This is a genomic window from Acinetobacter sp. AOR14_HL, assembly GCF_027855175.1.
Classification (GTDB): Bacteria; Pseudomonadota; Gammaproteobacteria; order Pseudomonadales; family Moraxellaceae; genus Acinetobacter; species Acinetobacter calcoaceticus.
Genome location: NZ_JAKTII010000002.1, coordinates 36281 through 58196 on the forward strand (window position 1 = coordinate 36281; position 21916 = coordinate 58196).

General features: G+C 36.6%; 26 protein-coding genes and 1 pseudogene. 16 read left to right on the forward strand and 11 right to left on the reverse strand.

The genetic code is table 11. The annotated features are described in order from the left end of the window. Positions 1-155 precede the first annotated feature (155 nt). Positions 156-2246 (reverse strand): TonB-dependent receptor, encoded by a 2091-nt coding sequence (locus MKL38_RS00330; RefSeq protein WP_270902181.1) that lies wholly within the window; start codon positions 2244-2246, stop codon positions 156-158. A gap of 376 nt (positions 2247-2622) precedes the next feature. Here MKL38_RS00330 and MKL38_RS00335 point away from each other — a divergent pair, with 376 nt between their 5' ends. The 8 genes from MKL38_RS00335 (at position 2623) to MKL38_RS00370 (ending at position 8302) form a co-directional block, all read left to right on the forward strand. Then, positions 2623-3627 (forward strand): adenosine kinase, encoded by a 1005-nt coding sequence (locus tag MKL38_RS00335; protein WP_151743661.1) that lies wholly within the window; start codon positions 2623-2625, stop codon positions 3625-3627. Positions 3628-3643: 16 nt separating this feature from the next. Then, entirely contained in the window at positions 3644-3952 is a 309-nt protein-coding gene (locus tag MKL38_RS00340; protein WP_003652095.1) for a Rieske (2Fe-2S) protein, read from the forward strand. Between the two features lie 25 nt (positions 3953-3977). Then, complete coding sequence (locus tag MKL38_RS00345) at positions 3978-4586, forward strand: OB-fold-containig protein (protein ID WP_270902182.1); 609 nt, start codon at positions 3978-3980, stop codon at positions 4584-4586. 381 nt (positions 4587-4967) lie between these two features. Continuing rightward, positions 4968-5162, forward strand: coding sequence for a cytochrome oxidase putative small subunit CydP (gene cydP, locus MKL38_RS00350; protein WP_003652097.1), 195 nt, complete (start codon positions 4968-4970; stop codon positions 5160-5162). Then, entirely contained in the window at positions 5162-6748 is a 1587-nt protein-coding gene (locus tag MKL38_RS00355; protein ID WP_005040081.1) for a cytochrome ubiquinol oxidase subunit I, read from the forward strand. The genes cydP and MKL38_RS00355 overlap by 1 nt, the downstream gene beginning before the upstream one ends. Further along, positions 6745-7890 carry a cytochrome d ubiquinol oxidase subunit II gene (gene cydB, locus MKL38_RS00360; protein ID WP_005040079.1) on the forward strand — a complete coding sequence of 382 codons (1146 nt, stop codon included), beginning with the start codon at positions 6745-6747 and terminating at the stop codon, positions 7888-7890. Before MKL38_RS00355 ends, cydB begins: the two co-directional genes overlap by 4 nt. Before the next feature lie 10 nt (positions 7891-7900). Next, positions 7901-8002 (forward strand): cytochrome bd-I oxidase subunit CydX, encoded by a 102-nt coding sequence (gene cydX / locus MKL38_RS00365; protein WP_000270276.1) that lies wholly within the window; start codon positions 7901-7903, stop codon positions 8000-8002. Next, the gene (locus MKL38_RS00370; RefSeq protein ID WP_270902239.1) at positions 8003-8302 is read left to right on the forward strand and encodes a cyd operon YbgE family protein; all 300 of its coding nucleotides are present in this window, start codon (positions 8003-8005) and stop codon (positions 8300-8302) included. It abuts the gene before it with no gap. A 12-nt stretch (positions 8303-8314) separates the two neighbouring features. Here the strand turns inward: MKL38_RS00370 and MKL38_RS00375 are convergent. The 6 genes and pseudogenes from MKL38_RS00375 to MKL38_RS00400 form a co-directional block, all read right to left on the reverse strand. Beyond that, positions 8315-8838 (reverse strand): annotated as a pseudogene (locus tag MKL38_RS00375) (GNAT family N-acetyltransferase). Between the two features lie 78 nt (positions 8839-8916). Beyond that, positions 8917-9588 carry a YccT family protein gene (locus tag MKL38_RS00380; RefSeq protein WP_003652104.1) on the reverse strand — a complete coding sequence of 224 codons (672 nt, stop codon included), beginning with the start codon at positions 9586-9588 and terminating at the stop codon, positions 8917-8919. A 218-nt stretch (positions 9589-9806) separates the two neighbouring features. Beyond that, positions 9807-10403 carry a nitroreductase family protein gene (locus MKL38_RS00385; RefSeq protein WP_005040069.1) on the reverse strand — a complete coding sequence of 199 codons (597 nt, stop codon included), beginning with the start codon at positions 10401-10403 and terminating at the stop codon, positions 9807-9809. Positions 10404-10590: 187 nt separating this feature from the next. Further along, positions 10591-11703, reverse strand: coding sequence for a signal recognition particle-docking protein FtsY (ftsY, locus tag MKL38_RS00390; RefSeq protein WP_005040068.1), 1113 nt, complete (start codon positions 11701-11703; stop codon positions 10591-10593). A gap of 120 nt (positions 11704-11823) precedes the next feature. Further along, on the reverse strand, positions 11824-12150 hold the full coding sequence (locus MKL38_RS00395; RefSeq protein WP_080027258.1) for a hypothetical protein: 327 nt from the start codon (positions 12148-12150) through the stop codon (positions 11824-11826). A 98-nt stretch (positions 12151-12248) separates the two neighbouring features. Further along, a complete protein-coding gene (locus MKL38_RS00400; protein ID WP_004791942.1) occupies positions 12249-12608 on the reverse strand; it encodes a hypothetical protein in 360 nt (119 codons plus the stop codon). A gap of 217 nt (positions 12609-12825) precedes the next feature. Here MKL38_RS00400 and MKL38_RS00405 point away from each other — a divergent pair, with 217 nt between their 5' ends. From MKL38_RS00405 to MKL38_RS00415, 3 genes are all read left to right on the forward strand, one after another. Continuing rightward, positions 12826-13059 (forward strand): hypothetical protein, encoded by a 234-nt coding sequence (locus MKL38_RS00405; RefSeq protein WP_003652111.1) that lies wholly within the window; start codon positions 12826-12828, stop codon positions 13057-13059. A gap of 411 nt (positions 13060-13470) precedes the next feature. Beyond that, positions 13471-13845, forward strand: a complete 375-nt coding sequence (locus MKL38_RS00410; RefSeq protein WP_056480557.1) for a DUF2750 domain-containing protein — start codon at positions 13471-13473, stop codon at positions 13843-13845. 145 nt (positions 13846-13990) lie between these two features. Continuing rightward, positions 13991-14422 (forward strand): CBS domain-containing protein, encoded by a 432-nt coding sequence (locus MKL38_RS00415; protein WP_004791938.1) that lies wholly within the window; start codon positions 13991-13993, stop codon positions 14420-14422. A gap of 52 nt (positions 14423-14474) precedes the next feature. Here MKL38_RS00415 and MKL38_RS00420 read toward each other — a convergent pair whose 3' ends face one another. Then, positions 14475-15683 (reverse strand): aspartate aminotransferase family protein, encoded by a 1209-nt coding sequence (locus MKL38_RS00420; RefSeq protein ID WP_270902183.1) that lies wholly within the window; start codon positions 15681-15683, stop codon positions 14475-14477. Positions 15684-15910: 227 nt separating this feature from the next. On the opposite strand from MKL38_RS00420, the gene grxD reads away from it, so the two are divergent. Next, positions 15911-16252, forward strand: coding sequence for a Grx4 family monothiol glutaredoxin (gene grxD / locus MKL38_RS00425; RefSeq protein WP_004643080.1), 342 nt, complete (start codon positions 15911-15913; stop codon positions 16250-16252). A 47-nt stretch (positions 16253-16299) separates the two neighbouring features. Here the strand turns inward: grxD and MKL38_RS00430 are convergent, their stop codons facing one another. Further along, complete coding sequence (locus MKL38_RS00430; RefSeq protein ID WP_199989642.1) at positions 16300-16623, reverse strand: hypothetical protein; 324 nt, start codon at positions 16621-16623, stop codon at positions 16300-16302. A gap of 243 nt (positions 16624-16866) precedes the next feature. Here MKL38_RS00430 and MKL38_RS00435 point away from each other — a divergent pair, with 243 nt between their 5' ends. Continuing rightward, positions 16867-17766 (forward strand): LysR family transcriptional regulator, encoded by a 900-nt coding sequence (locus tag MKL38_RS00435; RefSeq protein WP_270902184.1) that lies wholly within the window; start codon positions 16867-16869, stop codon positions 17764-17766. A 52-nt stretch (positions 17767-17818) separates the two neighbouring features. Here the strand turns inward: MKL38_RS00435 and map are convergent, their stop codons facing one another. Then, positions 17819-18613 carry a type I methionyl aminopeptidase gene (gene map / locus MKL38_RS00440; protein WP_003652125.1) on the reverse strand — a complete coding sequence of 265 codons (795 nt, stop codon included), beginning with the start codon at positions 18611-18613 and terminating at the stop codon, positions 17819-17821. Positions 18614-18966: 353 nt separating this feature from the next. On the opposite strand from map, the gene brnQ reads away from it, so the two are divergent. The 3 genes from brnQ to MKL38_RS00455 all read left to right on the forward strand — a co-directional run bounded on the left by brnQ (position 18967) and on the right by MKL38_RS00455 (position 21388). Next, positions 18967-20268 (forward strand): branched-chain amino acid transport system II carrier protein, encoded by a 1302-nt coding sequence (brnQ, locus tag MKL38_RS00445; protein ID WP_270902185.1) that lies wholly within the window; start codon positions 18967-18969, stop codon positions 20266-20268. A gap of 191 nt (positions 20269-20459) precedes the next feature. Further along, positions 20460-20879, forward strand: a complete 420-nt coding sequence (locus MKL38_RS00450) for a GlcG/HbpS family heme-binding protein (RefSeq protein WP_270902186.1) — start codon at positions 20460-20462, stop codon at positions 20877-20879. 266 nt (positions 20880-21145) lie between these two features. Beyond that, a complete protein-coding gene (locus tag MKL38_RS00455; protein ID WP_004643085.1) occupies positions 21146-21388 on the forward strand; it encodes a hypothetical protein in 243 nt (80 codons plus the stop codon). 38 nt (positions 21389-21426) lie between these two features. On the opposite strand, the gene MKL38_RS00460 is transcribed toward MKL38_RS00455, so the two are convergent. Next, entirely contained in the window at positions 21427-21882 is a 456-nt protein-coding gene (locus tag MKL38_RS00460) for a hypothetical protein (protein WP_132069467.1), read from the reverse strand. Positions 21883-21916: the final 34 nt, after the last annotated feature.

Here is a 21916-nt window from a genome sequence, read left to right on the forward strand (position 1 = left end):
TGTTGAGTATTAGTTTTCATTGGCACGGCTTTGATATCAAGCACATAGCCATGAATGTTTTATCCTAACAGAACAAAAGCTTTTAATTCTATTTATATATTACCCAATAAATAAAAAAGCCCATCAAATCGATGAGCTTTTAGAAAAACTTTTACTTAAAAACGATAACGAAGCGCAATTTGAGCATTTAATGGATCACCCATCATGTTTGAATCATTTGCGTTACTATGACCTGAAACAAAGTAATCGCGATCAAATAGATTATTTAAGTTCAGGTTCACATCATAATGTTCACTTTGATAGCCTACTGCTGCATTTACAACAGCATACCCAGGCAAAACGTTTTTGTTATCTGGAGCACTAAAACGTGATGATTCGCCACGTCCACCAACAGCCGCATACCAGTGATCATTAAGTTGATATTTCAACCACAAGTTTGCAGTGTTATTTGGGGTAAGCGCAGAATGATTGCCTGTAAATCCAATAGTAGACTCTTCAATCTTACCATCCATATAAGAATAACCTGCCAATACTGACAATTGATCAGTCAATTGACCTGTTAATGAAAGCTCAACACCCTTGGTTTTTTGCTCACCTGCTAACAATGCTTGATTTGGGTTTGCTGGATCTTGGTTTTGAATATTCGTTTGGCTCATCTCAAATAAAGCCATTGTCACATTCAATTGATCATTTACATCCCACTTTGCACCAACTTCAACATTTTCAGTTTTTGTTGGGCTTAAATCATCACTATTTTTATATAAAACAAATGAATCAGCTAAAGGCTGGAAAGATCGGTTATAAGAAGTATAGAAGGAAATATTACTTAAAGGCTGATAAACCACCCCGATTCGTGGAGAATAAGTGTTATCAGTTCTATTTAATATTTGAGATTTCACTTTATTATTACGATCTTGCGATAAGTTATCGTAACGTAAACCAACTAAAACTTTCAGCTGATCTGTAACTGTCATTAAATCTTGTAAATAGATGCCATAGTTTTCAAATGTATTACTATTATTAGTTTCCGCAGCTACACTTGTATCTAGTGGAGCCCAATTTTCAAGCTCTGGGTTAAATATATTTGTAATTTGACGAGCTTTGCTCCACACGAGTTCATCTTTGTGCTGCTTACTGTACTCTGCACCAATCAAAGTGTTGTGCTTTAAAAATCCTGTATTAAATAAACTACTTAATTCTTGCTGAACATAGACGCCATCTTCATTACGGAGACGTTTATTTTGAGTCAATTGAATTTGATCAGCTGGCAATTTTTGATGTGAATCAACACTGTATTGACGGTCTAATGAATAGTTATAGTGACGAACTGCACCATGATATTTTAAATTATCATTAAACTCATGGTCTAAGCTTATGGTTTGGCTTGAGATTTCAGTATCAACATCACCAACTTCTTTACCGTTTAATGCACCATAAAAAGTTTTAGGATTTGTTTTAACAGGTTTACCTGTAATTGGATCTGTCGGAAAACCCTGATCTGCTAAACGATTATCATGCAAATAATCAGCCTGAATTAAAAGTTTTGTCTTATCTGTAATATCCCACTGTAAAGACGGAGCAACCGCTTGGCGTTTTAAAAAGGCCTGATCACGATAGCCATCTGAATCTTCAACTGCGCCAGTTAAACGAATCTTAACATTCTCTGCTACTTTTTCATTCACATCGACTTCTGCACGGCGTTGACCTGTTGTGCCACCAATAAGACTGACTTCACGCAAAGATTCATCCATTGGTTTTTTATTAATTTTATTGACTAACCCACCAGCAGAACCACGTCCATATAATACAGAAGCTGGCCCTTTTAATACTTCAATACGCTCAACATTCGACATATCTCGAAAATACAAGGCATCATCACGAATACCATCTACATAGTTATCTGTAATTGCAGAAAAACCACGAATCATGACCTGATCACGTTGCCCATCCCCCACACTAAAGCTCAAACCAGCAACGTTTTGCAAGGCACCTTGCATAGAGGTCACAGTCTGCTCTCTTAAAACTTGTTTAGGCACCACATTTACGATTTGAGGAACATCTTTTAATTGCATAAGTCCTTTAGTTGCGCTCGATGCTTGTCCCACTTCTTGTTTTAAGCTTTTTTCCTTTTCAGCTTTTACTGAAATTGTTGGAAGGTTCGTTACAGCCTGTTGCTCTGCCTCTACGGCATATACATGGCTTGTCATAACCCCAACTGATGAAATAAATAAAATAGAACGCTTCATGTAAGTTCGCTACGAAAAATTTCATGCGAAGTTTCAAGGAAATACAGTATATTTGTAAATATTAGCAAGAATCATTATTAATTGATAATATTTATTAAAAATATGAATTCAATGGCCTTGTTAAATCAGACCTGAGTTAAAAAATCATCTTATTCTTTTAGAAAAATTACTATTCGGCATATTTGTCTCGGAATACCCTATTTCTTAATAAAATAATGGCTGCATCGAATACCCCCGCCAACTCACTGATGGCGATAATGAGAGTGCACATAAAACGTCACTTTCTGAATTAACTGAATTTTATTCAACAAACTACAGCAAATCCAAGCAATGGTGTAAACTTAGCTACCTGATTTTTTTATTTGTGACAACACATATGGCAACTGTAGATCTTTTTGCAATTGGTAATGCATTAATCGACCAAGAATTTAAAGTGTCTGATGATTTTCTTAATCAACAAGGCCTGCAAAAAGGCACAATGCAGTTGTCCGATGGTGACACTCAGTCTGCTCTATATGCAGAGTTAAAACAGCATCAAGACTACAAAGGTCAAGCAAGTGGCGGTTCTGCAGCAAATACGACTGTAGCTTTTAGTGCATTAGGTGGAAGCGCTTTTTATGGTTGCCGTGTTGGTCATGACGATTTAGGTGCGATCTACCTACAAGGTCTAAATGAAGCTGGCATCCAAACCACACCAAAATCGATCAGTGAAGGCGTAACTGGCACATGTATGGTGTTAATTAGCCCTGACTCTGAACGCACTATGCACACCTACTTGGGTATTACTGCTGAACTTTCTCAAGATCAAATCGACTTTGAACCATTAAAAACAGCAAAGTGGCTTTATATTGAAGGTTATCTTTCTACAAGTGAAACGGCTCGTAAAGCTGTAAAACAAGCAAGAGAAATTGCAAAAGCAAATGGCGTTAAAATTGCCCTCTCTCTTTCAGATCCTGCCATGGTGCAATACGCTCGTGAAGGCTTGGAAGAACTTATGGATGATGGCGTAGACTTACTATTTTGTAATGAGCAAGAAGCCTTAATGTATACCAATACAACTTCTGTAGAAGATGCTCTTACTCAATTACGTTTTAAAAATCATACCGTAGTCATTACACAAAGTGCCAAAGGTGCTTTAGTTTCTAACCCAACTCAACATTTTCATGTTGCGGGACGCCACGTAGAAGCAGTTGATACAAATGGTGCAGGCGATGCATTTGCAGGCGCGTTCCTTTATGCCCTAAACCATCACCAAGATTTGAATGCTGCGGCTCAGTTAGCCATCTTAATTTCGAGTGAAGTAGTCTCTCAATTTGGACCACGTTTAGCTGTAAATGATTATGCTAAACTTCTTGAAAATTTTCAGAAGGAATGTGCTTAAAATGGAAAGGATCTGTATGACGGAAGAAGTTCCTGAGCGTGAAGCTAGAGCTTTTGACACTTTACAAGGAACTACTATTTTCGTTACGCAACGTGACGGCGCATTCTATGCTTATCAGAATTTATGCCCTCACCTACAAACTGAGCTTGAATATTTAGAAAATCAATTTCTCGATCAAGACCAAGAATATATCCAGTGCTCTACTCATGGTGCTTTATTTACTGTGGAAACAGGCGAATGTATTTCAGGACCATGTTTAGGTGATTTTTTAAATAAAGTTGAGCTTAAAGTACATTCAGATGGCGGTATCTATATCGTAGACTGAAGCTATAAACATTAGAGTTTCTGCCATGGCTGATTTCTTTTTCAATTATTATCTTATGCCATTTCACTTAAGTGTAGTGGCTTTGATATTACTCAGCGTGGTAGAAACCATTGGTATGTATATTGGACTCCGTCCAAGTCAGTTACTTAAAAAAATTGCACCAGATTGGCTTTCTAACTCACCACTACTTAATGTTAAATTTTCTAAAGCTCTAATTTTCATTTTTTTACTCATCAATTTCAGTTATGCAGGTTACTTTTTACAACTCTCTTTCTTTGCAATACAGCATTATTTTATTTCACCATTTTATTTAATCGTCCCAGCACTTGTAATCGCAATCTTTTTTACTGTGTTCATGATTCACTGCCTTGACCAAGTGATTAAGCCGAAGCTTACACATACCAACTATAACCTTTTAGGGCGATTAGCGACTATTTCCAGTGGTAATGCCAGACCAGGTTTTTCTGCTCAAGCACGCGTACGTGATGAATTTGGTCAACTTCACTATGTTCAAGTAGAACCAGAATATGGTGAACTCGAATTATATTCCCAAGTCATTCTTGTCAAAGTGCATAAAAGCCATTATGTAGCCAAAAAAATCTCTATCTCAAACGATCTTTTCGCACCCGATTAATCCTTAATAATTCTTCTCATCCATTATTGCTTTTTTGCAGGCTTTATTACGGCCTTATTTTATTATTTTCTTTTTTAATTAATTATTTATTATCCCGACTATTTTAGTTAGAAATAAAATTAACAAATATTATATACAACCATTTTAGTCGGAATTAAATTTAAAACAAACCATTTTAATCAACTTAATAATTTTATTTACAAGTGTTTTAGTAGGAATTAACAATCAATTCAAACTATTTTAGTATAGTATTATTTTTCAAATATTAAATATTTGTTTTTTATAAATTAATTATTTAAATATCCATTTAAAATATATTTATTGTTTATTTTTATTATATTTTGATTAATAATAAAATTAATATCAAATGAGGTTTAATTAATGAGCCTTAATTTTCAAAATCTTAATAGTCGCTTAATTAAAGAAATCACTATTATTCTAATAATAAAAATAGTGCTTCTTTTAACGATTAAACATATTTGGTTTGATGCTCCCACCATCCCCAAAAATTTTGACAATCAGGTCGCCGAGCATATTGCTGGCGATAACATTTCCAACATTAAGGAGACACGTTGATGATTTCTGAAAGCGTGGTTGATCTTTCGCGGTTTCAATTTGCAATGACCGCAATGTATCACTTTCTTTTCGTCCCTTTAACTTTAGGTTTGGCATTTATCCTTGCCATCATGGAAACCACCTATGTCATTTCCGGTAAAGAAATTTACAAGGATATGACTAAATTTTGGGGAAAATTATTTGGTATTAACTTTGCGTTAGGGGTAACGACTGGCTTAACCATGGAATTTCAGTTTGGAACAAACTGGGCTTATTACTCACATTATGTAGGTGATATTTTTGGTGCGCCATTAGCAATTGAAGGCCTTATGGCTTTCTTCCTTGAGTCGACATTTATTGGTTTATTCTTCTTTGGATGGGACCGTTTAACTAAGGTCCAGCATCTAGGTGTAACTTGGTTAGTTGCGCTCGGTTCTAATATGTCAGCGCTCTGGATTTTAGTAGCTAATGGGTGGATGCAAAACCCTGTAGGTGCTGCATTTAACTTTGAAACGATGCGTATGGAATTAGTCGATTTCGGCGCGCTTATCTTTAACCCCGTAGCTCAGGTTAAATTCGTTCATACTGTATCAGCAGGTTATGTAACTGGTGCAATTTTTGTACTTGCCATCTCAAGCTACTACTTGCTTAAAAAACGTGATCTTCCTTTCGCCCGTCGTTCATTTGCAATTGCTGCGATTTTCGGTCTTGCCTCTACACTTTCAGTGATTTTACTCGGTGATGAATCTGGCTATGAATTAGGGGATGTTCAAAAAACCAAACTGGCTGCAATTGAAGCTGAATGGGATACTCACCCTGCTCCAGCTCCATTTACTTTATTTGGTATACCGAACCATGAAGAAATGCGGACAGATTATGCAGTTAAAATTCCATATGCATTAGGTTTAATTGCAACCCGTTCAACAACCAAAGAAGTTACTGGGCTTAAAGATCTCATGCAGCAGCACGAAGTTCGTATTCGCAACGGTATGCTTGCCTATGCTGAACTTGAAAAACTACGTGCGGGTGATCGCTCACCAGAGTTATTAGCTTCGTTTGAAAAAAATCAAAAAGATTTAGGTTATGGCCTACTTCTTAAGAAATATGCACCAAATGTAGTTGATGCAAATGAGCAAAATATTAAAGCTGCTGTAAAAGATACTGTTCCAAATGTTACAGCACTATTTTTCTCTTTCCGAGCAATGGTTGCGTCTGGTTTCTTGATGCTATTACTTTTCATTTTAGCAACTTGGGCTGTAGCAAAAAGAAATGCTGAAAATAAACCTTGGCTACTTAAATATGCATTGTTTGCTCTGCCACTTCCATGGATCGCTGCGCAAACAGGTTGGTATGTAGCTGAGGGTGGCCGTCAACCTTGGTCTATTGGTGAAATCTTACCAACTCACCTATCTACTTCTAGTTTAAGTAGTGGGGATGTATGGGGTTCAATTCTTGCGCTAGCAGCGTTCTATACCGCACTTTTAATTATTGAAATGTATTTAATGATCAAGTTTGCTCGTCTAGGGCCAAGCTCTCTGCACACTGGTAAATATCATTTTGAAAAGCAAGAACCAAAAGCAGCTGTTAATGGGGAGGCCTTATCATGATTGAATATGAACTATTAAAAATCATTTGGTGGGTGTTAGTTGGTGTACTTCTGATCGGCTTTGCTCTCACTGACGGTTTCGATATGGGTTCCATGGCTCTCATGCCTTTCGTTGGAAAAACCGATAACGAACGACGTGCGGCCATTAACACGATCGCGCCTCACTGGGATGGCAATCAGGTTTGGTTTATTACAGCAGGCGGTGCATTATTTGCTGCATGGCCAATGGTATATGCTGTAGCTTTCTCTGGTATGTATTGGGCATTACTACTGGTTTTATTCGCCCTTTTCTTACGACCAGTCGGCTTTGATTATCGTTCCAAACTTGAAAACACCAAATGGCGTAATTCATGGGATTGGGGCCTATGCATTGGAGGCGCTGTTCCAGCGCTTGTGTTCGGTGTAGCCTTTGGTAATTTATTTCTAGGCTTACCTTTTGGTTTAGATGACACTTTACGCTCTGAATATACTGGCAGCTTTTTTGCTCTTTTAAATCCGTTTGCATTAGTTTGCGGTATTGTCAGTCTTTCAATGCTCTGTGCCCATGGCGGTGCATGGCTCATGTTGCGTACAGACGATGCTTTAAAGCAACGCTCTGCAAAAGCAACCCAGATTATGGCAATGCTATTTTTAGCTTGTTTTCTTGTTATTGGAGCTTGGTTGTATTTTGGTCAAATACCCGGTTATAGCTATGCAGTAGCAATTGATCCAAATGCTGCACTCAACCCTTTAGCAAAAGAGGTAGTTACCAATAGCAACCCTGGTTGGATGAACAACTACAGTACCTATCCAATTACTAAAGTTGCCCCAGTTCTTGCAATATTAGGTGCAATCATTGCAATTATTGCAGCTTCAAAAGCAAAAGCAGGTTTAAGTTTCACTGGTACAAGTTTAATGATTGTAGGAGCAATTTTAACCGCAGGTTTTGCACTATTCCCGTTCTTACTGCCATCTAGCATTAATCCTAATTCTAGCTTGACGATGTGGGATGCTGTCTCAAGCCACCTTACTTTAGGCGTTATGACTGTAGCTGCTGGCATTTTTGTACCACTCATTTTGATCTATACCAGTTGGTCTTATTACAAAATGTGGGGAGTCATTACCAACAAACACATCGAGTCAAACTCGCATAGCTTGTATTAAGGAGAAGCAAATGTGGTATTTCGCATGGATCCTTGGCATTTTGATGGCATGTTTTGCAGGTGTACTCAGTGCACTTTATATCGAGCACCATCAAAACTTAGATGAGGAATAAATCATGGCAAAAGCAATGACAGCATCAAATCATCGAAAAGTTCAAGCATTCGCAATGGCCCTTTCATTTCTGTTGGCATTGCCTCTTGCTGCAATTTTGCTGATTTACCCTTCACTCATGTTAGATGCAAACGGACACTACAATCATAGTCAGCTCATGTTGGTGATGATCGGTATTTCTGGTGGCTTTATTTATGGAGTGGGTTTTGTACCCAACTTCTGGTTATGGAAATGGCTATTTAGCCCATGGGTGGCTTGGCCTCTCATGCTTTTAGGCTATTATATCTGGTTTCTAACCTAAACAAAAAAGACCTCATTTGAGGTCTTTTTTCATTTCAATTAATTTAATAGGTACCATTGGCACCCCTACATTTGCTTCAACTGGATATGGCTGTTCATTACCCGTTTCACATATCCACGTCGTTCATAATAAGCGATCAACTCTGAACGTACATCTAGCACATACATTACGGCATTGAGCAGATAAGGAACTTCTTTCAATGCATATTGCTCCGCATATTCTAAAACAGAGCGACCCACTCTCATATTTTGAACATCAGGATCTGTACAGAACGTCCCAACCTCAACCTGATTGTTTTCAAATGTAAGCCCAATGCATGCAACAATTTTGGAAGAGTTACTTTCCCCTACCAATAATGTCGAATTCGAAAGTTGTAGCTATTCTTTTAATTGAAGTTCTGTAATACGTTGCCCTTTTACAAACTCAAGCTCAGTTGTCCAACTTCTGCCTTGTTGTTCTCGATAAGACTTATTAATTAAATCTACAAGCTGTGGAATATCAGCGAATTGAGCTAAACGGAAATTTAAATTAGTCATAAAATATACTTAAGCTATTTATAAAAATTCTAAAAATAAAGCCGATATTAAATCGGCTTTATTTTAAATAGCAATTGATTAATTTGATTGTTCAGCTAACCATGCCATAAATTTTTGACGCTCAGCTTTAGAAGCTTTCTGCCAAGTTTCCACTAACCGTTGATCATTCGTTTGTGCTACACCTGTTACTGGCATAGACGTTGGAGTTGGCACAACAACTTGAGCAGAAGTAGGTTTAGCCGATGCATACACTGCTTCAGGCTGTGGTTTAGATGATTTAGTCGTAAAGTCAGTTACTTTACCCAACAAGCCAGTTGCAAACCATGGTTTTGCTTCATTGTTTGCGCCCGTTTGTTTCACAATTAATTCATTATTTGCACTGTACAAAGCAACTGTTGGTTGTTCTGCATATTTTTTCGCATTTTCAAAGTCCTTAGGCACATCTACCATCGAAAGCTTGTAAGTTTTCCCATCTTGCAATGCAGGTGTTTGAATTGTGACTACACCAGATTTAACAATGTCATGCTCGCCATTTAAATGTTCAAAATATTCTTGGTAACGCACACTTAAGCTAGTCTCACCCGCATCGACTTTATAGTTATTTTTAGATGAACGAAATAACCCAGAATTGACTTCTTGACCATTTACCGCAAGGATTACAATTTCCTCTGGTGCTGTAATTGTAACTGCTGAAAATACTGAACCACTGAGTAATAAACCAATTGCAGCAACACCTAATCTTAAAGTCATCTGTTTCTTTCTCTGTATTTGATAAGCTATTAAATCATGAGCAATATGCAATATGATTGTGACTATTTTATGACAGTGCAGTTATTGGCTAATTTTCAGATTTATTATTTTTAAAATATATAATTGAATTTCATCAGTTTCCGTTTTATTTAGTCCTTTTATTAATTCTAAAGACATAAAAAAAGAGCACCCAAATAGGTGCTCTTTTTAACTTTCAATTAATTGAAAGTTTTGAAACGATCAGCATCATTAATAAATGCTTTTTCACCTGCTGGTGCTTCAACTGAACCAAATACTAATTGAGCACGTAGTTTCCAAGTTGCAGGAACATCAAACGCTTCAGCTGCTTCAGCATCAACAATTGGGTTATAGTGCTGTAAAGATGCACCTAAACCAAGCTCTGAAAGCGCAGTCCAAGTTGCAAATTGAGCAATCGCGCTTGAATGTTCAGACCATACAGGGAAGTTATCTGCATATAATTCGAATTGCTCTTGTAAATTTTTAACAACAGCTTGGTCTTCATAAAATAAAACCGTACCAGCACCCGCTACAAAGCTATCAATTTTTGTGTTCGTACCTGCAAAAGCGTCTGCAGGAACAATTTTACGTAATGCTTCACGAACTAAATTCCAGAATTTAGCATGAGATTCACCATATAATGTCACCACACGTGAAGATTGCGAGTTAAAAGCTGAAGGGCTATGTTTAACCGCCTCACGAATTGTCTCTTCAATTTTAGTGCGATCTAATGCAACATTTTTACCAATTGCATAAATAGTACGACGGTTTTTAATTTTATCTAAGAAAGTAGACATTTTGTTATTTCCTATCTATTTGATTGACCATGGGCCGTTGTTTGGGAATGAATACAGTGTATTGAACTCATTTTTTATAATCAGCATTAAAAATATGACAGTTCGTTTTATTTTCGCAACAATAAAAAAAGATATAGATATAAAAAAGCTTCACCATTTAGTGAAGCTTTTTATTGCTGGCAACCAATTATTTATCAGTTTCAAACAGCGCAGCGACAAATGATTTAGCCGAGAAAGGTCTTAAATCATCAATTTTTTCACCAACGCCAATGAAACGAATTGGCACATGGGTACGGCTTGCAATATTAAAGAGCACGCCCCCTTTCGCGGTTCCATCTAACTTGGTAATTGTAATACCAGTTAAACCCACCGTCTGGTCAAACTCTTGCACTTGGTTAATCGCGTTTTGCCCTGTACCAGCATCTACGACTAACATAATTTCATGAGGTGCAGTCGCATCAATTTTTTGCATAACGCGCTTAACTTTTTTAAGTTCTTCCATCAAGTTGCTTTTATTATGTAAACGACCTGCTGTATCTGCAATTAATACATCAATTCCCTTAGCACGAGCACTCTCAAAGGCATCAAAAATAACAGAGGCACTATCAGCTCCGTGACCTTGGGCTACAACAGCGATATCGTTACGTTCACCCCAGATTTGTAATTGTTCTGTTGCTGCGGCACGGAATGTATCACCAGCAGCCAACATCACTTTTTTACCTTCACCTTGCAAGCGTTTCGCTAATTTACCAATAGTTGTGGTTTTACCAACACCATTTACCCCAACCATTAAAATCACATACGGTGATTTGTTCGGGTCAATATGCAAAGGTTTAACACGTGGAGCCAACAAAGCAACTAACTCTTCTTGTAAAGCTTTATAAAGAGAGTGGGAATAAATCAAATCACCACGAGCAGTACGCTCTGTTAAATTGGTAATGATCGTTTTAGTTGCCTCAACACCAATGTCTGCAACCAATAATTGTTCTTCGACTTCTTCCAGTAATTCATCGTCAATTTCCTTTCCACCGATCAGTATATTGACCATTCCATCAGCGAAATTACGACGAGTTTTGGTTAAACCTTCTTTCATCCGGCCAAAAAAACCAGATTTTGGTTGTTCAACCGCTGTTTCTGTTGAAGCCGATTCAACTTTGGCTACTTCAATGTTTTCTTGTGATTTAACAGGAGATTCAACGATGGGAACATCGATAGCAGGTAAATTAGGTAATGTGACATCGTCATCACCGATCTCAGCATCTATCAAGAATTTATTTTGCATATTCGATTGTTGCTCCATGCGGATTCCTTGAAAAGCAGCGCGTTTAAAAAGAGAAAGTTTAGCATAAATTCAAAATTTTGCCTGCCACAATAGTGCTCAAAAAGCTTTGGAAACCAAGATTTAGCCTGATTAACCCAATTACTGAGTATCTTCCTGAGCGAGTGCCGGATATTGCTTAATATGAGCACCCTCAAATTGGTAAGCATGCATTAACTTTAAATACTCAGCTCGATGAATTTCTGCCTGAGCTATAAGCAACTCAGCCATGTCTTGAGTTCTTGGATAAGTCGCCTGATGAGAAAGTTGTACAATTCGTTGATATTGATCCGGACTAATAGGCCGAAGTAATGCTAAATATGACAGCACAAAAATACAGCCAATGACAATAACCACAAACAGGTTAAAACATTGATCAACTTTTAACTCAGACTTTAATTTAAGAAAATTTTGTTTGAATATGAGCATGACCTACCTCGAATTAGTGTAGTGTAGGGTTCAATGCACATAAGCACAAGATCAAACATCCAGTAAGGTTAATAATCGTACCTTACTGGATAGTATGCTTAACTTATTAGTGAACGAATGACGGAAAAGTATAAAATTGCCGCAATAATCACTAAGACTAAAAACATAGCAAAAATACTTAACCCTTCTTCTGCATCTGCTGGATGCAACTCGTCTTCATCGGCAATTTTTCGAAGCTCCCCATCATAAACTTGATAAAACCAGTTTTTTTGTGCGGGTTCCAAATGACCAGCAAAATCAAATACCCTTTTGCGCTGTGCAAGACAGTAATCCCCTAAATGGATTTCCTCATGAAAAATAGCTTCATCTAATAATTTACGGTGATAATGGGCCAATTCTATGATTTGTTCCTCTTTAGGCGGAGTATCAAAAACAAAGCCATCGATTGTATTTGTCATATTTTATTCTCCTTGTCTTTTATTCTCATATTGATTTTAATCAAAATTATTTGTGAATAATGTTTAATCATGTATCCTAATAGTGAACTAAGCAATATGCACTAATAGTTGACAAATCCATCAATTTGTAATATTAGTTTAATAATTCTAAGTTAAATTAATTTAAAGGCAGTGGCCTTTAGAAAAAAGTAATCATAATTACAATAAGGAGTTTTCTATGATTCAACGTATCTCTCATCATGATTTAGAACATGTATATGCAACTGCAGTAAACACAATTCATTCTCAAATGAACTTTCAAGATGCAGTTACACAGTTAGAAGAAGTTGCTCGCGCTGGGCACGGTAAAGCTGCTCTATTCTTAGCAGAATTGTATTATCAAGGTTTCCGTGTTGAACGTGACTCACTTAAAGCACAATATTGGCAAAAGTTAGCCACAATGCAAGCATAAAGAAACGTCACTTAGGTGGCGTTTTTTTATGTCTGTAAAAATTCGATATAAACCAATTCACCCCTTATCTCTTCTTGCGCTTCACCAAAGCTTAATCGCTTTGTTTTGCTCAGGTGGCGTTTTTTTATATCTATAATAACCTAAAATTGTCAATTTATCTAAAGCCTTACTTCGCCACTTTAGTCATGGCTCAGGTAGCGTTTTTTATGCCTGTAAAAAACTTTCTATAAATATAATTCACTACGCACTTCGTTTGTCTTGCGCCAACCAAAGCTATAATCGCTTTGTCTGGCTCAGGTGGCGTTTGCTTTAGCTGTGAATATTTGTTTACGATTTGATACCTGTTTAAACTGAAATGTCATCTATTTTTTCTATAATAAGCAAGACAAGTTAAGAACCATTAAATTGACAATGAATAGTTTAAGCAATCTACAACCGGTTTCAAAAGACTTGATGATTAAAATTTATATTTTAAGAACCATGATGTACTGCGGAGTTCTTTGGGGATTATTTCATCAAGGTTGGGCAATTAAATCAGATCAGGAAGATTTTATTTTTCCTTTCTGGCTCAATGGATTGCAAGCTCACCGCTACGCCAAAGAACATTGGCCCCATTACAAACCAAGAAGAATTACCCCCAAAGATTTTCATGAATCTTTATTGCCAACATTAACCCGACTCAACGTTACACCCGCTTTGTTTAATTCTTCTCACAGGAAGTTAAAATTATCTACTCAGCAGATGCATCATTTCTTTTTTAAACATCCGAACTGGCAAGAAGCCTAAAGTTTTCTTTAGGTTCTTAACCACTATATAGAATGCTTTTTGAACGCTTGAGTGTAAAACTTGTATTTGAATGACTATCAAGTCTTTGCATTTTTATAAAATCAAGCTAATTTAAAACAAAATGATAAAACACGGGATAGAAGAAATGACAATCGTTGCACAAGTAATCAAAAACAAATCAGAGCAAGATATTTTTACAATTTCTCCAGAAGCCACTGTCCTTGAAGCCATTAAAATCATGGCTGATAAAGGAATTGGTGCATTAGTCGTAGCTGAAGGTGAAAAAGTTGTCGGAATTTTATCTGAACGTGACTACACGCGAAAAGTGACGCTCATGGAACGTTCTTCATATAGCACTACAGTCGCTGAAATTATGACATCTAAAGTACTTACTGTAAGTCTAAACAACACAGTTGAAGAATGTTTACAGTTAATGACAGATCGCCACTTACGCCATTTACCAGTATTGGACAATGAAAAATTAGTTGGTTTTATCTCTATCGGTGACTTGGTAAAAGCAGCAATGGAAGATCAGAAAAACTTAATTGAACAGTTAAAGCAGTATATCTCTGGGTAATGCTTTGAAATAAAAGATGGGCACATTAAGTGCCCATTTTTTATACTAAAACTTAAAGATAGCTATTAATCAAAGTAACTAAACGCCCTAACAAGTCATCGGCCTGCGCTTGAGTCATATTAATAGGCGGTAATAGACGAACTACCGAACCTGCTGTAACGTTGATAATAAGCTTATGCTGATCACGAGCAATAGCAACCAGTTCAGCACAGTCTTTAGGTAATTGAATACCAATCATCATACCAAAACCACGCACTTGAACATTCTTGTCAGCTAACTTTGCACGTAGCTGGTCAACAATATAGCGTCCTACTACCGCCGCATTTTCTACAGCATTCTCTTTTTGAATTGTATCAATGACTGTGTAAACCACACGAGAACCTAGTACAGTACCGCCATAGGTAGAACCATGACTACCAGGTCCCAACAAACCAACAGCTTTACCTTGTGTCATTACAGCACCTACAGGGAAACCATTTCCGAGTCCTTTCGCAGTCGTTAGGACATCAGGCACAATGTTGGTGTGCTGATATGCAAAATATTTACCAGTACGTCCATTACCTGTTTGAATTTCATCTAGCATCATAAGCCAGTTATGCTGATTACAAATATTGCGAACTTCTTCAAGATAGCTAAAGCCTTGAGGAGCAGTATTAATACCACCCTCACCTTGAATTGGCTCAATCAAAATTGCAACAATATCTGGATGCTGCAAAGCAGCTTCCTGAATTACTTCCACATCACCAAATGGCACACGAATAAAATCATTCACCAAGGGAGCAAATCCATCTTGTACTTTTTTATTACCCGTTGCTGAAAGTGTTGCCAAAGTACGACCATGAAATGATTGCTCTGCCACGATAATCTTTGGCAAACGTACACCTTGTTGGGTACCAAATTTACGAGCAATCTTAATCGCACCTTCATTTGACTCAGCACCACTGTTTGAAAAGAAGATCTCTTCCATGCCAGAAACCTCAGCAAGCTTCTGAGCAGCGGCAGTTTGCCAAGGGATTTCAAATAAATTACTTGTGTGCACAAGTGTTGCAGCTTGTTCAGCAATTGCTTCTGCAATAACTGGGTGCGCATGACCTAAACCACATACCGCAATACCAGTTAAGGCATCTAGATATTCTGTACCATCTTCAGTATATAGATATGCCCCTCGGCCTCGTACAAAACTGATCGCTTGGCGACCGTAAGTAGCCATTAAGTGTGATGGTTGATCAGGTTGTATTGGAGCTAGGGTAATATCAGTCATAACGAACTCAGTCTGTATGAGGTTTTAAGAAGGGTTTATATAAGCAAAAACTGGCTCTGATGAAAAGTCTCATCAATCATTTATCTAAAATTTCGTCCGCTTTTCGCTATCACTTCGGTTTATACAATAAAATATTGAAGATTCAATGCAACTTTAAGTAATCAGGTGGTTTGCAAAGCAACATAAACACCCCCTATAATGCTGCTAGATTAGTTGAGGATCTATTTATGACTGAACAAGCACGTGATACTGAAGCGTTAATCCGCGATCAAATTGCGAAGCATCCCGTTTTACTTTACATGAAAGGCACTCCACAGTTTCCACAATGTGGTTTCTCTGCACGTGCTGTAGAGGCGCTCAGTCAAATTGGTCGTCCATTTGCATATGTAAATATTTTGGAAAATCCTGATATTCGTGCAATCTTACCAGCAATTGCGAATTGGCCTACATTCCCGCAACTTTGGGTAAATGGCGAACTTATTGGTGGTAGCGATATCATGCTTGAAATGTTCCAAAATGGTGAATTAAAACCATTAGTTGAACAATATAGCGCAGCTCCAGAAGCGTAAATAATAAAAAAGCCAATCAATAGATTGGCTTTTTTATGCTCTCAACTTTAAAAATCGCTCACTCCCACATAGCGGAATAAACCCTCCACACCTAAATCAGATTTTAAAACAATCAGATTCTCATAAGGTGTTGTAGTTAGAGCTTCAAAAATATTCATATTTGGATCTTCGTGTAACTCATCCACGCTCTGATTCATGCACTCTTCAAATCGATCTGCAACAAACTCGAATCCCAAATCCATAGCAATAAATAAAGTATGTTCACATGGCTGAACGTATTGCTCTTGTGTCCAGTCAATTATCGCTTGTTTGCAAAATGGGCACTCAATATTCGTAGAGGCATCGTTAAGTTCTATCAATTGATAAGGCATTAGATTTGAAAAGTAGAGAAAAATTATAGTGTAGAAGAAATTGATTAATAGTTCTATAGACAACCCATAAACCCAATAAAAAACATACATAAAAATTACAACGTAATTACATTATAATTTCAAATTTATCTCCAGCAATTAGATAATGAATTTATCTCCTGCTTACAAAAAATTTAGTATAAGAATTATCGTTGCAAAAATAATAATGTAAAATCATGGTTGTTGCAGAAATAGGATATTTTAATGCTCACTGATCTTGATGATTTTTATTGTTTTGCTCTCGTTGTTGAGCATGGTGGCTTTAGTGCTGCTGAGCGTGTAACAGATATACCAAAATCAAAATTAAGTCGTCGTGTGTACAGCTTAGAAGAAAACTTAGGTGTTCGCTTAATCCAACGTAGCTCTCGTCATTTTGCCGTTACAGATATTGGAATGGATATTTATAGACATGCTCAAGTCATGATGAATGCTGCACAAGCTGCTCATGATTTGGTTGATCATTTAAGTATTCAACCTAGAGGTGTGGTGAAGGTTAGTGTGCCTGTTGATATTGCTCAAAATCAACTTCCTAAAATCCTACCTGCTTTCTTAAAAAAATATCCAGAAATTCGTTTGCAACTTATGGTCAGTAACCGCCGAGTAGATGTCATTAATGAAGGGATTGATATCGCTTTACGTATTCGCTCAAAACTTGATGACGACCCAAGTTTAGTTCTTAGACAGTTTGCTCTTATACAACAAAGCCTATTCGCAAGTCAGGCATATCTAAATGAGTTTGGAGATATAAAAAATCCAGAACAACTTAGCGAACACCGCATTTTAAGTTTATCTGAAGAGCATCTTGATCAACAATTCATTTTGCATGGCCCTGACAATCAACAAAAGAAAATCAAAGTCAGTCCTACTGTAATGGGTACAAATATTCACATGTTAGCGCAATTGGCTAGTCAAAACTGTGGCATCGCTTTATTACCAGAGAGCGCAGCAGAAGATTTCGTAAAGTCTGGACAACTCCTACCAATCTTACCAGAATGGAAAGCACCACATGGCATATTTCATGCAGTTTATCCATCACGCCGAGGTTTGCTGCCTGCTGTCAGAGTGTTTATTGATTATTTAGTAGAACATCTTTCTGAACGTTAAAATTACTTAAAATAAAAAAGTTCGATAAATTATCGAACTTTTTTTATATTCTTCAAATTGCAGGATAATTTCCCACACCTTCTGGCCATGGTGTTAATAGTTCAAAGCCAGTATCTGTTACTGCAACCATATGTTCCCATTGAGCAGATAACGAAAGATCTTGAGTAATGACTGTCCATCCATCATTTAACTCTTTCACTTGCGGCCTACCTGCATTCACCATAGGCTCAATGGTAAAGACCATTCCTTTCTTTAAAACCAAACCTTGCCCACGCTGCCCATAGTGCAAAACATTGGGTTGTTCATGATAGACCTTACCAATCCCATGTCCACAGTACTCTCGAACAATACTATAGCCTTCTCGGTGAGCAACCGATTGAATAGCATAACCAATATCACCCAATGTAGCTCCTGGCTTAACTGTATGAATACCAGCAACCATCGCTTCATATGTTGTATCAACAAGTTTTTTTGCTTGTGGGTTTACATTACCCACAAAATACATGCGGCTCGTATCACCAAAATAACCATCTTTAATTATTGCAACATCAATATTAATAATATCGCCATCTTTTAAGATTTTATTCGGCGATGGTATTCCATGGCAAACAACTTCATTGACTGAAGTGCATATCGTTTTTGTAAAACCGTGATATCCCACATTAGCAGGAATAACTTTTAAATTATTTACAATATAGTCATTACAGAGGTTATCTAAATATTCAGTAGATACGCCCGGTTTAATATAGGCCTCTATCATTTCTAAAACTTGAGCAGCCAAGCGTCCAGAAACTCTTAATTTTTCCAGATCTTGTTCAGTTTTAATGGTAACAGTAGAAGCTCTCATTCAATTCTATCCTCGCAGACAATAAACATGCCCGTCCCTACAAAACCTAAGGTAATTCAAAATATTTTAGGATGAATATAAGTCAGACCAAAAGCCTAAAATGCTTAAATATCCAGCATTCATAGTAAAAGTTTATCTTTTCATTCTTACATATTTTTTATAAAAAGTCAGAACTTAAAAAGAAGTTCTTTTGTCCTTTTAATGGCTTTTCAAGCACATACTTTAACCAAACAATCGCGTATAACACCATATATCGTTTTAACCACCCGAAAAAAAGCTTTTTCACATAAATTAGCGCTTGAACATGATTACTTTTGCTCTAAAATTCCTTCTTTTTTATTCACTTTTAATTTATGCAACATCTTCGCACTGGAGATATTATTGCCTTAGGTTTTATGACCTTTGCCCTTTTTATTGGTGCTGGCAATATTATCTTTCCTCCCATCGTCGCTCAACAAGCTGGTGAACACGTCTGGTTAGCTGCACTAGGCTTTTTGATTACGGCTGTCGGCTTACCTGTAATTACCATCATGGCACTCTCTCGTATGCAGGGATCCATTGAAATTATTAGTTCTCCCTTAGGTCGAGTAGCAAGCCTGATTTTGACAGTTATTTGTTATTTATCAGTCGGACCACTATTTGCCACTCCTCGTACAGCTACTGTTTCTTATGAAATTGGTTTTTCCTCTTATTTTGGAACATCAAGTAGCAGTCTTTTAATCTATAGTGCAATCTATTTTTCATTTGTAACTGTAGTTTCACTCTATCCAAACAAGCTTTTGGATACAGTAGGACATGTACTTGCCCCGCTAAAAATTATCGCTTTAGCAATTTTAGGCATTGCGGCGGTCATGATTCCTGCGGGTTACGTTCCTGCACCAATTAATCATTACGTTGCGTCTCCTGTTTCCGAAGGTTTCGTAAACGGTTATCTCACCATGGATACCTTAGGTGCACTCGTATTTGGTATCGTTATTATTCAAGCGATTTACTCTCGCGGTGTAACTGATAAAAAGTTAGTCACCAAATATGCAATTATTGCCAGTCTCATTTCAGGTGTTGGTCTTACTTTAGTTTATTTAAGCTTATTCAAATTAGGTTTAGGTAGCCATGAAGTAGCACCAAATGCAGCAAATGGCGCAGTAATTTTACATGCATATGTTCAACATGCTTTTGGAAATATGGGTTCATTATTCTTAACTGGCCTAATCTTTTTAGCATGTATGGTTACAGCAATTGGCTTAACTTGTGCGTGTGGTGAGTACTTTGCTCAGTTAACGAAATTACCATATAAGCTTTTAGTATTTATTTTAGTTGGTTTCTCTTTCATTATTTCGAATCTTGGCTTAACTAAACTGATTGCTATTTCAGTACCTGTCTTAAGTGCAATCTATCCACCTGCAATTGTGGTGATTATGCTGAGCTTCTTTTGGAAATTTTGGCACAAACCTTCTTTTATTGTCGGTTCAGTAACGAGTATTGCTTTAATTTTCGGTATTATTGATGGTCTTAAAGTTGCAGGTTTCAGTGATTATTTACCTGAATTTCTTCAACATTTACCTCTAAATGAACAAAACTTAGCTTGGTTGATCCCATCTTTAGTTGTTCTTGTAATTACCGTAATTATCGACAAAGTTAAATTCAAAAACATTTAATTTAGTGGCTTTTTTGAAATCGAGTTTTATCCAAACATGATTTTATATATTGAATAGAATGCTGTGTTTACCCAACCAGCATTTTATTTCCACACTAGCTTTTAATGACAAATCAACAATAGATATAATTAATTTTTACTGTAAAATTACACTAAAATAATTTTTAGCTTACTCAGGAAAGAAGAGCAACAATGAAAACTAAATACTACTTAACATTAGCAGATGCAGAGTTTTTAATGGAAGAAGCTCAAAAATATGCTATTGAACACAACTTTAAAGTCAGCATTGCAATTGTTGATGAAACAAGCTCTCTATTACTCATGAAACGTTTAGATGGCGCCTCTCCTTTAAGTTCACATCTATGCTTAGAAAAAGCAAAATGCTCTTCAATATCAGGTAGACCGTCAAAATTTTACGAAGAACTTCTAAAAAGTGGACGTCTTGGTTTTTTAAGTATGCCCAGCGCTCAAGGGATGCTAGAAGGTGGAAAACCGATTATTTATGAAGGTGAAATTTTAGGTGCTATTGGTGTATCAGGTGTTCAATCTTTTGAAGATGCAGAAATTGCTCAACACGCAATTGACACATTTTTTAAAAAGCAAAATAGCTAAAATAAAATGACAGGAAAGAGAAATTAATATACTTTTCACTTAAATAATTTCTCTTTTCTAAAAGAATAAGTATTTCATACAAAAATATTAAATATTTACCTTTTTAATACCTTAAACCTTTATAAATATAGAGGTTTTTATAAAACTGCTCAAAAAATTTTCTATTCGCTATTGAATTGTATGAAAAATAGAAGTACAACATTAAACTTAAAACAAATTCTTGACTAAAACATTAGGTTTTAGTACCACCACAAGGAGGGATGGAGATGTTATCATTACATTTCAACAAACAAGTCTTCATTAACACTCTGAACAGCAAAGATTCAGTTGTGTATGGAGTAACGCCGCTTGCTCTTATGCTGACTTTACTGTTTCAAGGTATGATCAAAGGAAATTTAAAACCTGAATACTTTATGTATGCGATGGTTGTTTCTTTCATATTTTGTCTGTGGGCCTTTGTCGATCATAAGATGCGAAAATTAGCTAAACGACGTCTTAGTCAACAATAATTGTAAGATTAAAAAAATGGATGAGTGATCATCCATTTTTATATACCTAAAAATAAAAAAATTGTTCCCATAACTAAAATAGCTGTAGCTAATAATTCAGCAATAATCAATGCAACCATCATTAAAGACATTAACCATGAAGGCAGGTTAAAACGACCTAACCGATGGGGTTGTTTAAATTGATTTGTCGTATCCTGTAAGTACCCATGTACGATATAAACTAAAATTGAAAAACTAAAAAACAAGAGATTTGCTAACACACACCACAAAGTAATATTTTCGCTTAAAACAGTAAAATAACTTAGCACAGCAAGAATTAAGCTAGCAGCTGCGTAAAGTAAGCTGCTTCGATGAGCAATATCCACATAATAATGTGCACGACTTAATTCCGAACGGCGTATTTGCCAATATTTCCATACCCCTGTTAACATTCCTATCCATAAAAATATGCCGCTAAAAACAATCGCTAATTGTACAGCTTTTGGTAAATCCATCTTTTTCCCAATTATTCATTTTATTAAAATTTAA

What these genes read in the sequence shown, in the direction of transcription:
- MKL38_RS00330 (WP_270902181.1), bottom strand. Translation starts at nt 2,246, where the DNA reads ATGAAGCGTTCTATTTTATTTATTTCATCAGTTGGGGTTATGACAAGC.
- MKL38_RS00335 (WP_151743661.1), top strand. Translation starts at nt 2,623, where the DNA reads ATGGCAACTGTAGATCTTTTTGCAATTGGTAATGCATTAATCGACCAA.
- MKL38_RS00340 (WP_003652095.1), top strand. Translation starts at nt 3,644, where the DNA reads ATGACGGAAGAAGTTCCTGAGCGTGAAGCTAGAGCTTTTGACACTTTA.
- MKL38_RS00345 (WP_270902182.1), top strand. Translation starts at nt 3,978, where the DNA reads ATGGCTGATTTCTTTTTCAATTATTATCTTATGCCATTTCACTTAAGT.
- cydP (WP_003652097.1), top strand. Translation starts at nt 4,968, where the DNA reads ATGAGCCTTAATTTTCAAAATCTTAATAGTCGCTTAATTAAAGAAATC.
- MKL38_RS00355 (WP_005040081.1), top strand. Translation starts at nt 5,162, where the DNA reads ATGATTTCTGAAAGCGTGGTTGATCTTTCGCGGTTTCAATTTGCAATG.
- cydB (WP_005040079.1), top strand. Translation starts at nt 6,745, where the DNA reads ATGATTGAATATGAACTATTAAAAATCATTTGGTGGGTGTTAGTTGGT.
- cydX (WP_000270276.1), top strand. Translation starts at nt 7,901, where the DNA reads ATGTGGTATTTCGCATGGATCCTTGGCATTTTGATGGCATGTTTTGCA.
- MKL38_RS00380 (WP_003652104.1), bottom strand. Translation starts at nt 9,588, where the DNA reads ATGACTTTAAGATTAGGTGTTGCTGCAATTGGTTTATTACTCAGTGGT.
- MKL38_RS00385 (WP_005040069.1), bottom strand. Translation starts at nt 10,403, where the DNA reads ATGTCTACTTTCTTAGATAAAATTAAAAACCGTCGTACTATTTATGCA.
- ftsY (WP_005040068.1), bottom strand. Translation starts at nt 11,703, where the DNA reads ATGGAGCAACAATCGAATATGCAAAATAAATTCTTGATAGATGCTGAG.
- MKL38_RS00395 (WP_080027258.1), bottom strand. Translation starts at nt 12,150, where the DNA reads ATGCTCATATTCAAACAAAATTTTCTTAAATTAAAGTCTGAGTTAAAA.
- MKL38_RS00400 (WP_004791942.1), bottom strand. Translation starts at nt 12,608, where the DNA reads ATGACAAATACAATCGATGGCTTTGTTTTTGATACTCCGCCTAAAGAG.
- MKL38_RS00405 (WP_003652111.1), top strand. Translation starts at nt 12,826, where the DNA reads ATGATTCAACGTATCTCTCATCATGATTTAGAACATGTATATGCAACT.
- MKL38_RS00410 (WP_056480557.1), top strand. Translation starts at nt 13,471, where the DNA reads ATGAATAGTTTAAGCAATCTACAACCGGTTTCAAAAGACTTGATGATT.
- MKL38_RS00415 (WP_004791938.1), top strand. Translation starts at nt 13,991, where the DNA reads ATGACAATCGTTGCACAAGTAATCAAAAACAAATCAGAGCAAGATATT.
- MKL38_RS00420 (WP_270902183.1), bottom strand. Translation starts at nt 15,683, where the DNA reads ATGACTGATATTACCCTAGCTCCAATACAACCTGATCAACCATCACAC.
- grxD (WP_004643080.1), top strand. Translation starts at nt 15,911, where the DNA reads ATGACTGAACAAGCACGTGATACTGAAGCGTTAATCCGCGATCAAATT.
- MKL38_RS00430 (WP_199989642.1), bottom strand. Translation starts at nt 16,623, where the DNA reads ATGCCTTATCAATTGATAGAACTTAACGATGCCTCTACGAATATTGAG.
- MKL38_RS00435 (WP_270902184.1), top strand. Translation starts at nt 16,867, where the DNA reads ATGCTCACTGATCTTGATGATTTTTATTGTTTTGCTCTCGTTGTTGAG.
- map (WP_003652125.1), bottom strand. Translation starts at nt 18,613, where the DNA reads ATGAGAGCTTCTACTGTTACCATTAAAACTGAACAAGATCTGGAAAAA.
- brnQ (WP_270902185.1), top strand. Translation starts at nt 18,967, where the DNA reads ATGCAACATCTTCGCACTGGAGATATTATTGCCTTAGGTTTTATGACC.
- MKL38_RS00450 (WP_270902186.1), top strand. Translation starts at nt 20,460, where the DNA reads ATGAAAACTAAATACTACTTAACATTAGCAGATGCAGAGTTTTTAATG.
- MKL38_RS00455 (WP_004643085.1), top strand. Translation starts at nt 21,146, where the DNA reads ATGTTATCATTACATTTCAACAAACAAGTCTTCATTAACACTCTGAAC.
- MKL38_RS00460 (WP_132069467.1), bottom strand. Translation starts at nt 21,882, where the DNA reads ATGGATTTACCAAAAGCTGTACAATTAGCGATTGTTTTTAGCGGCATA.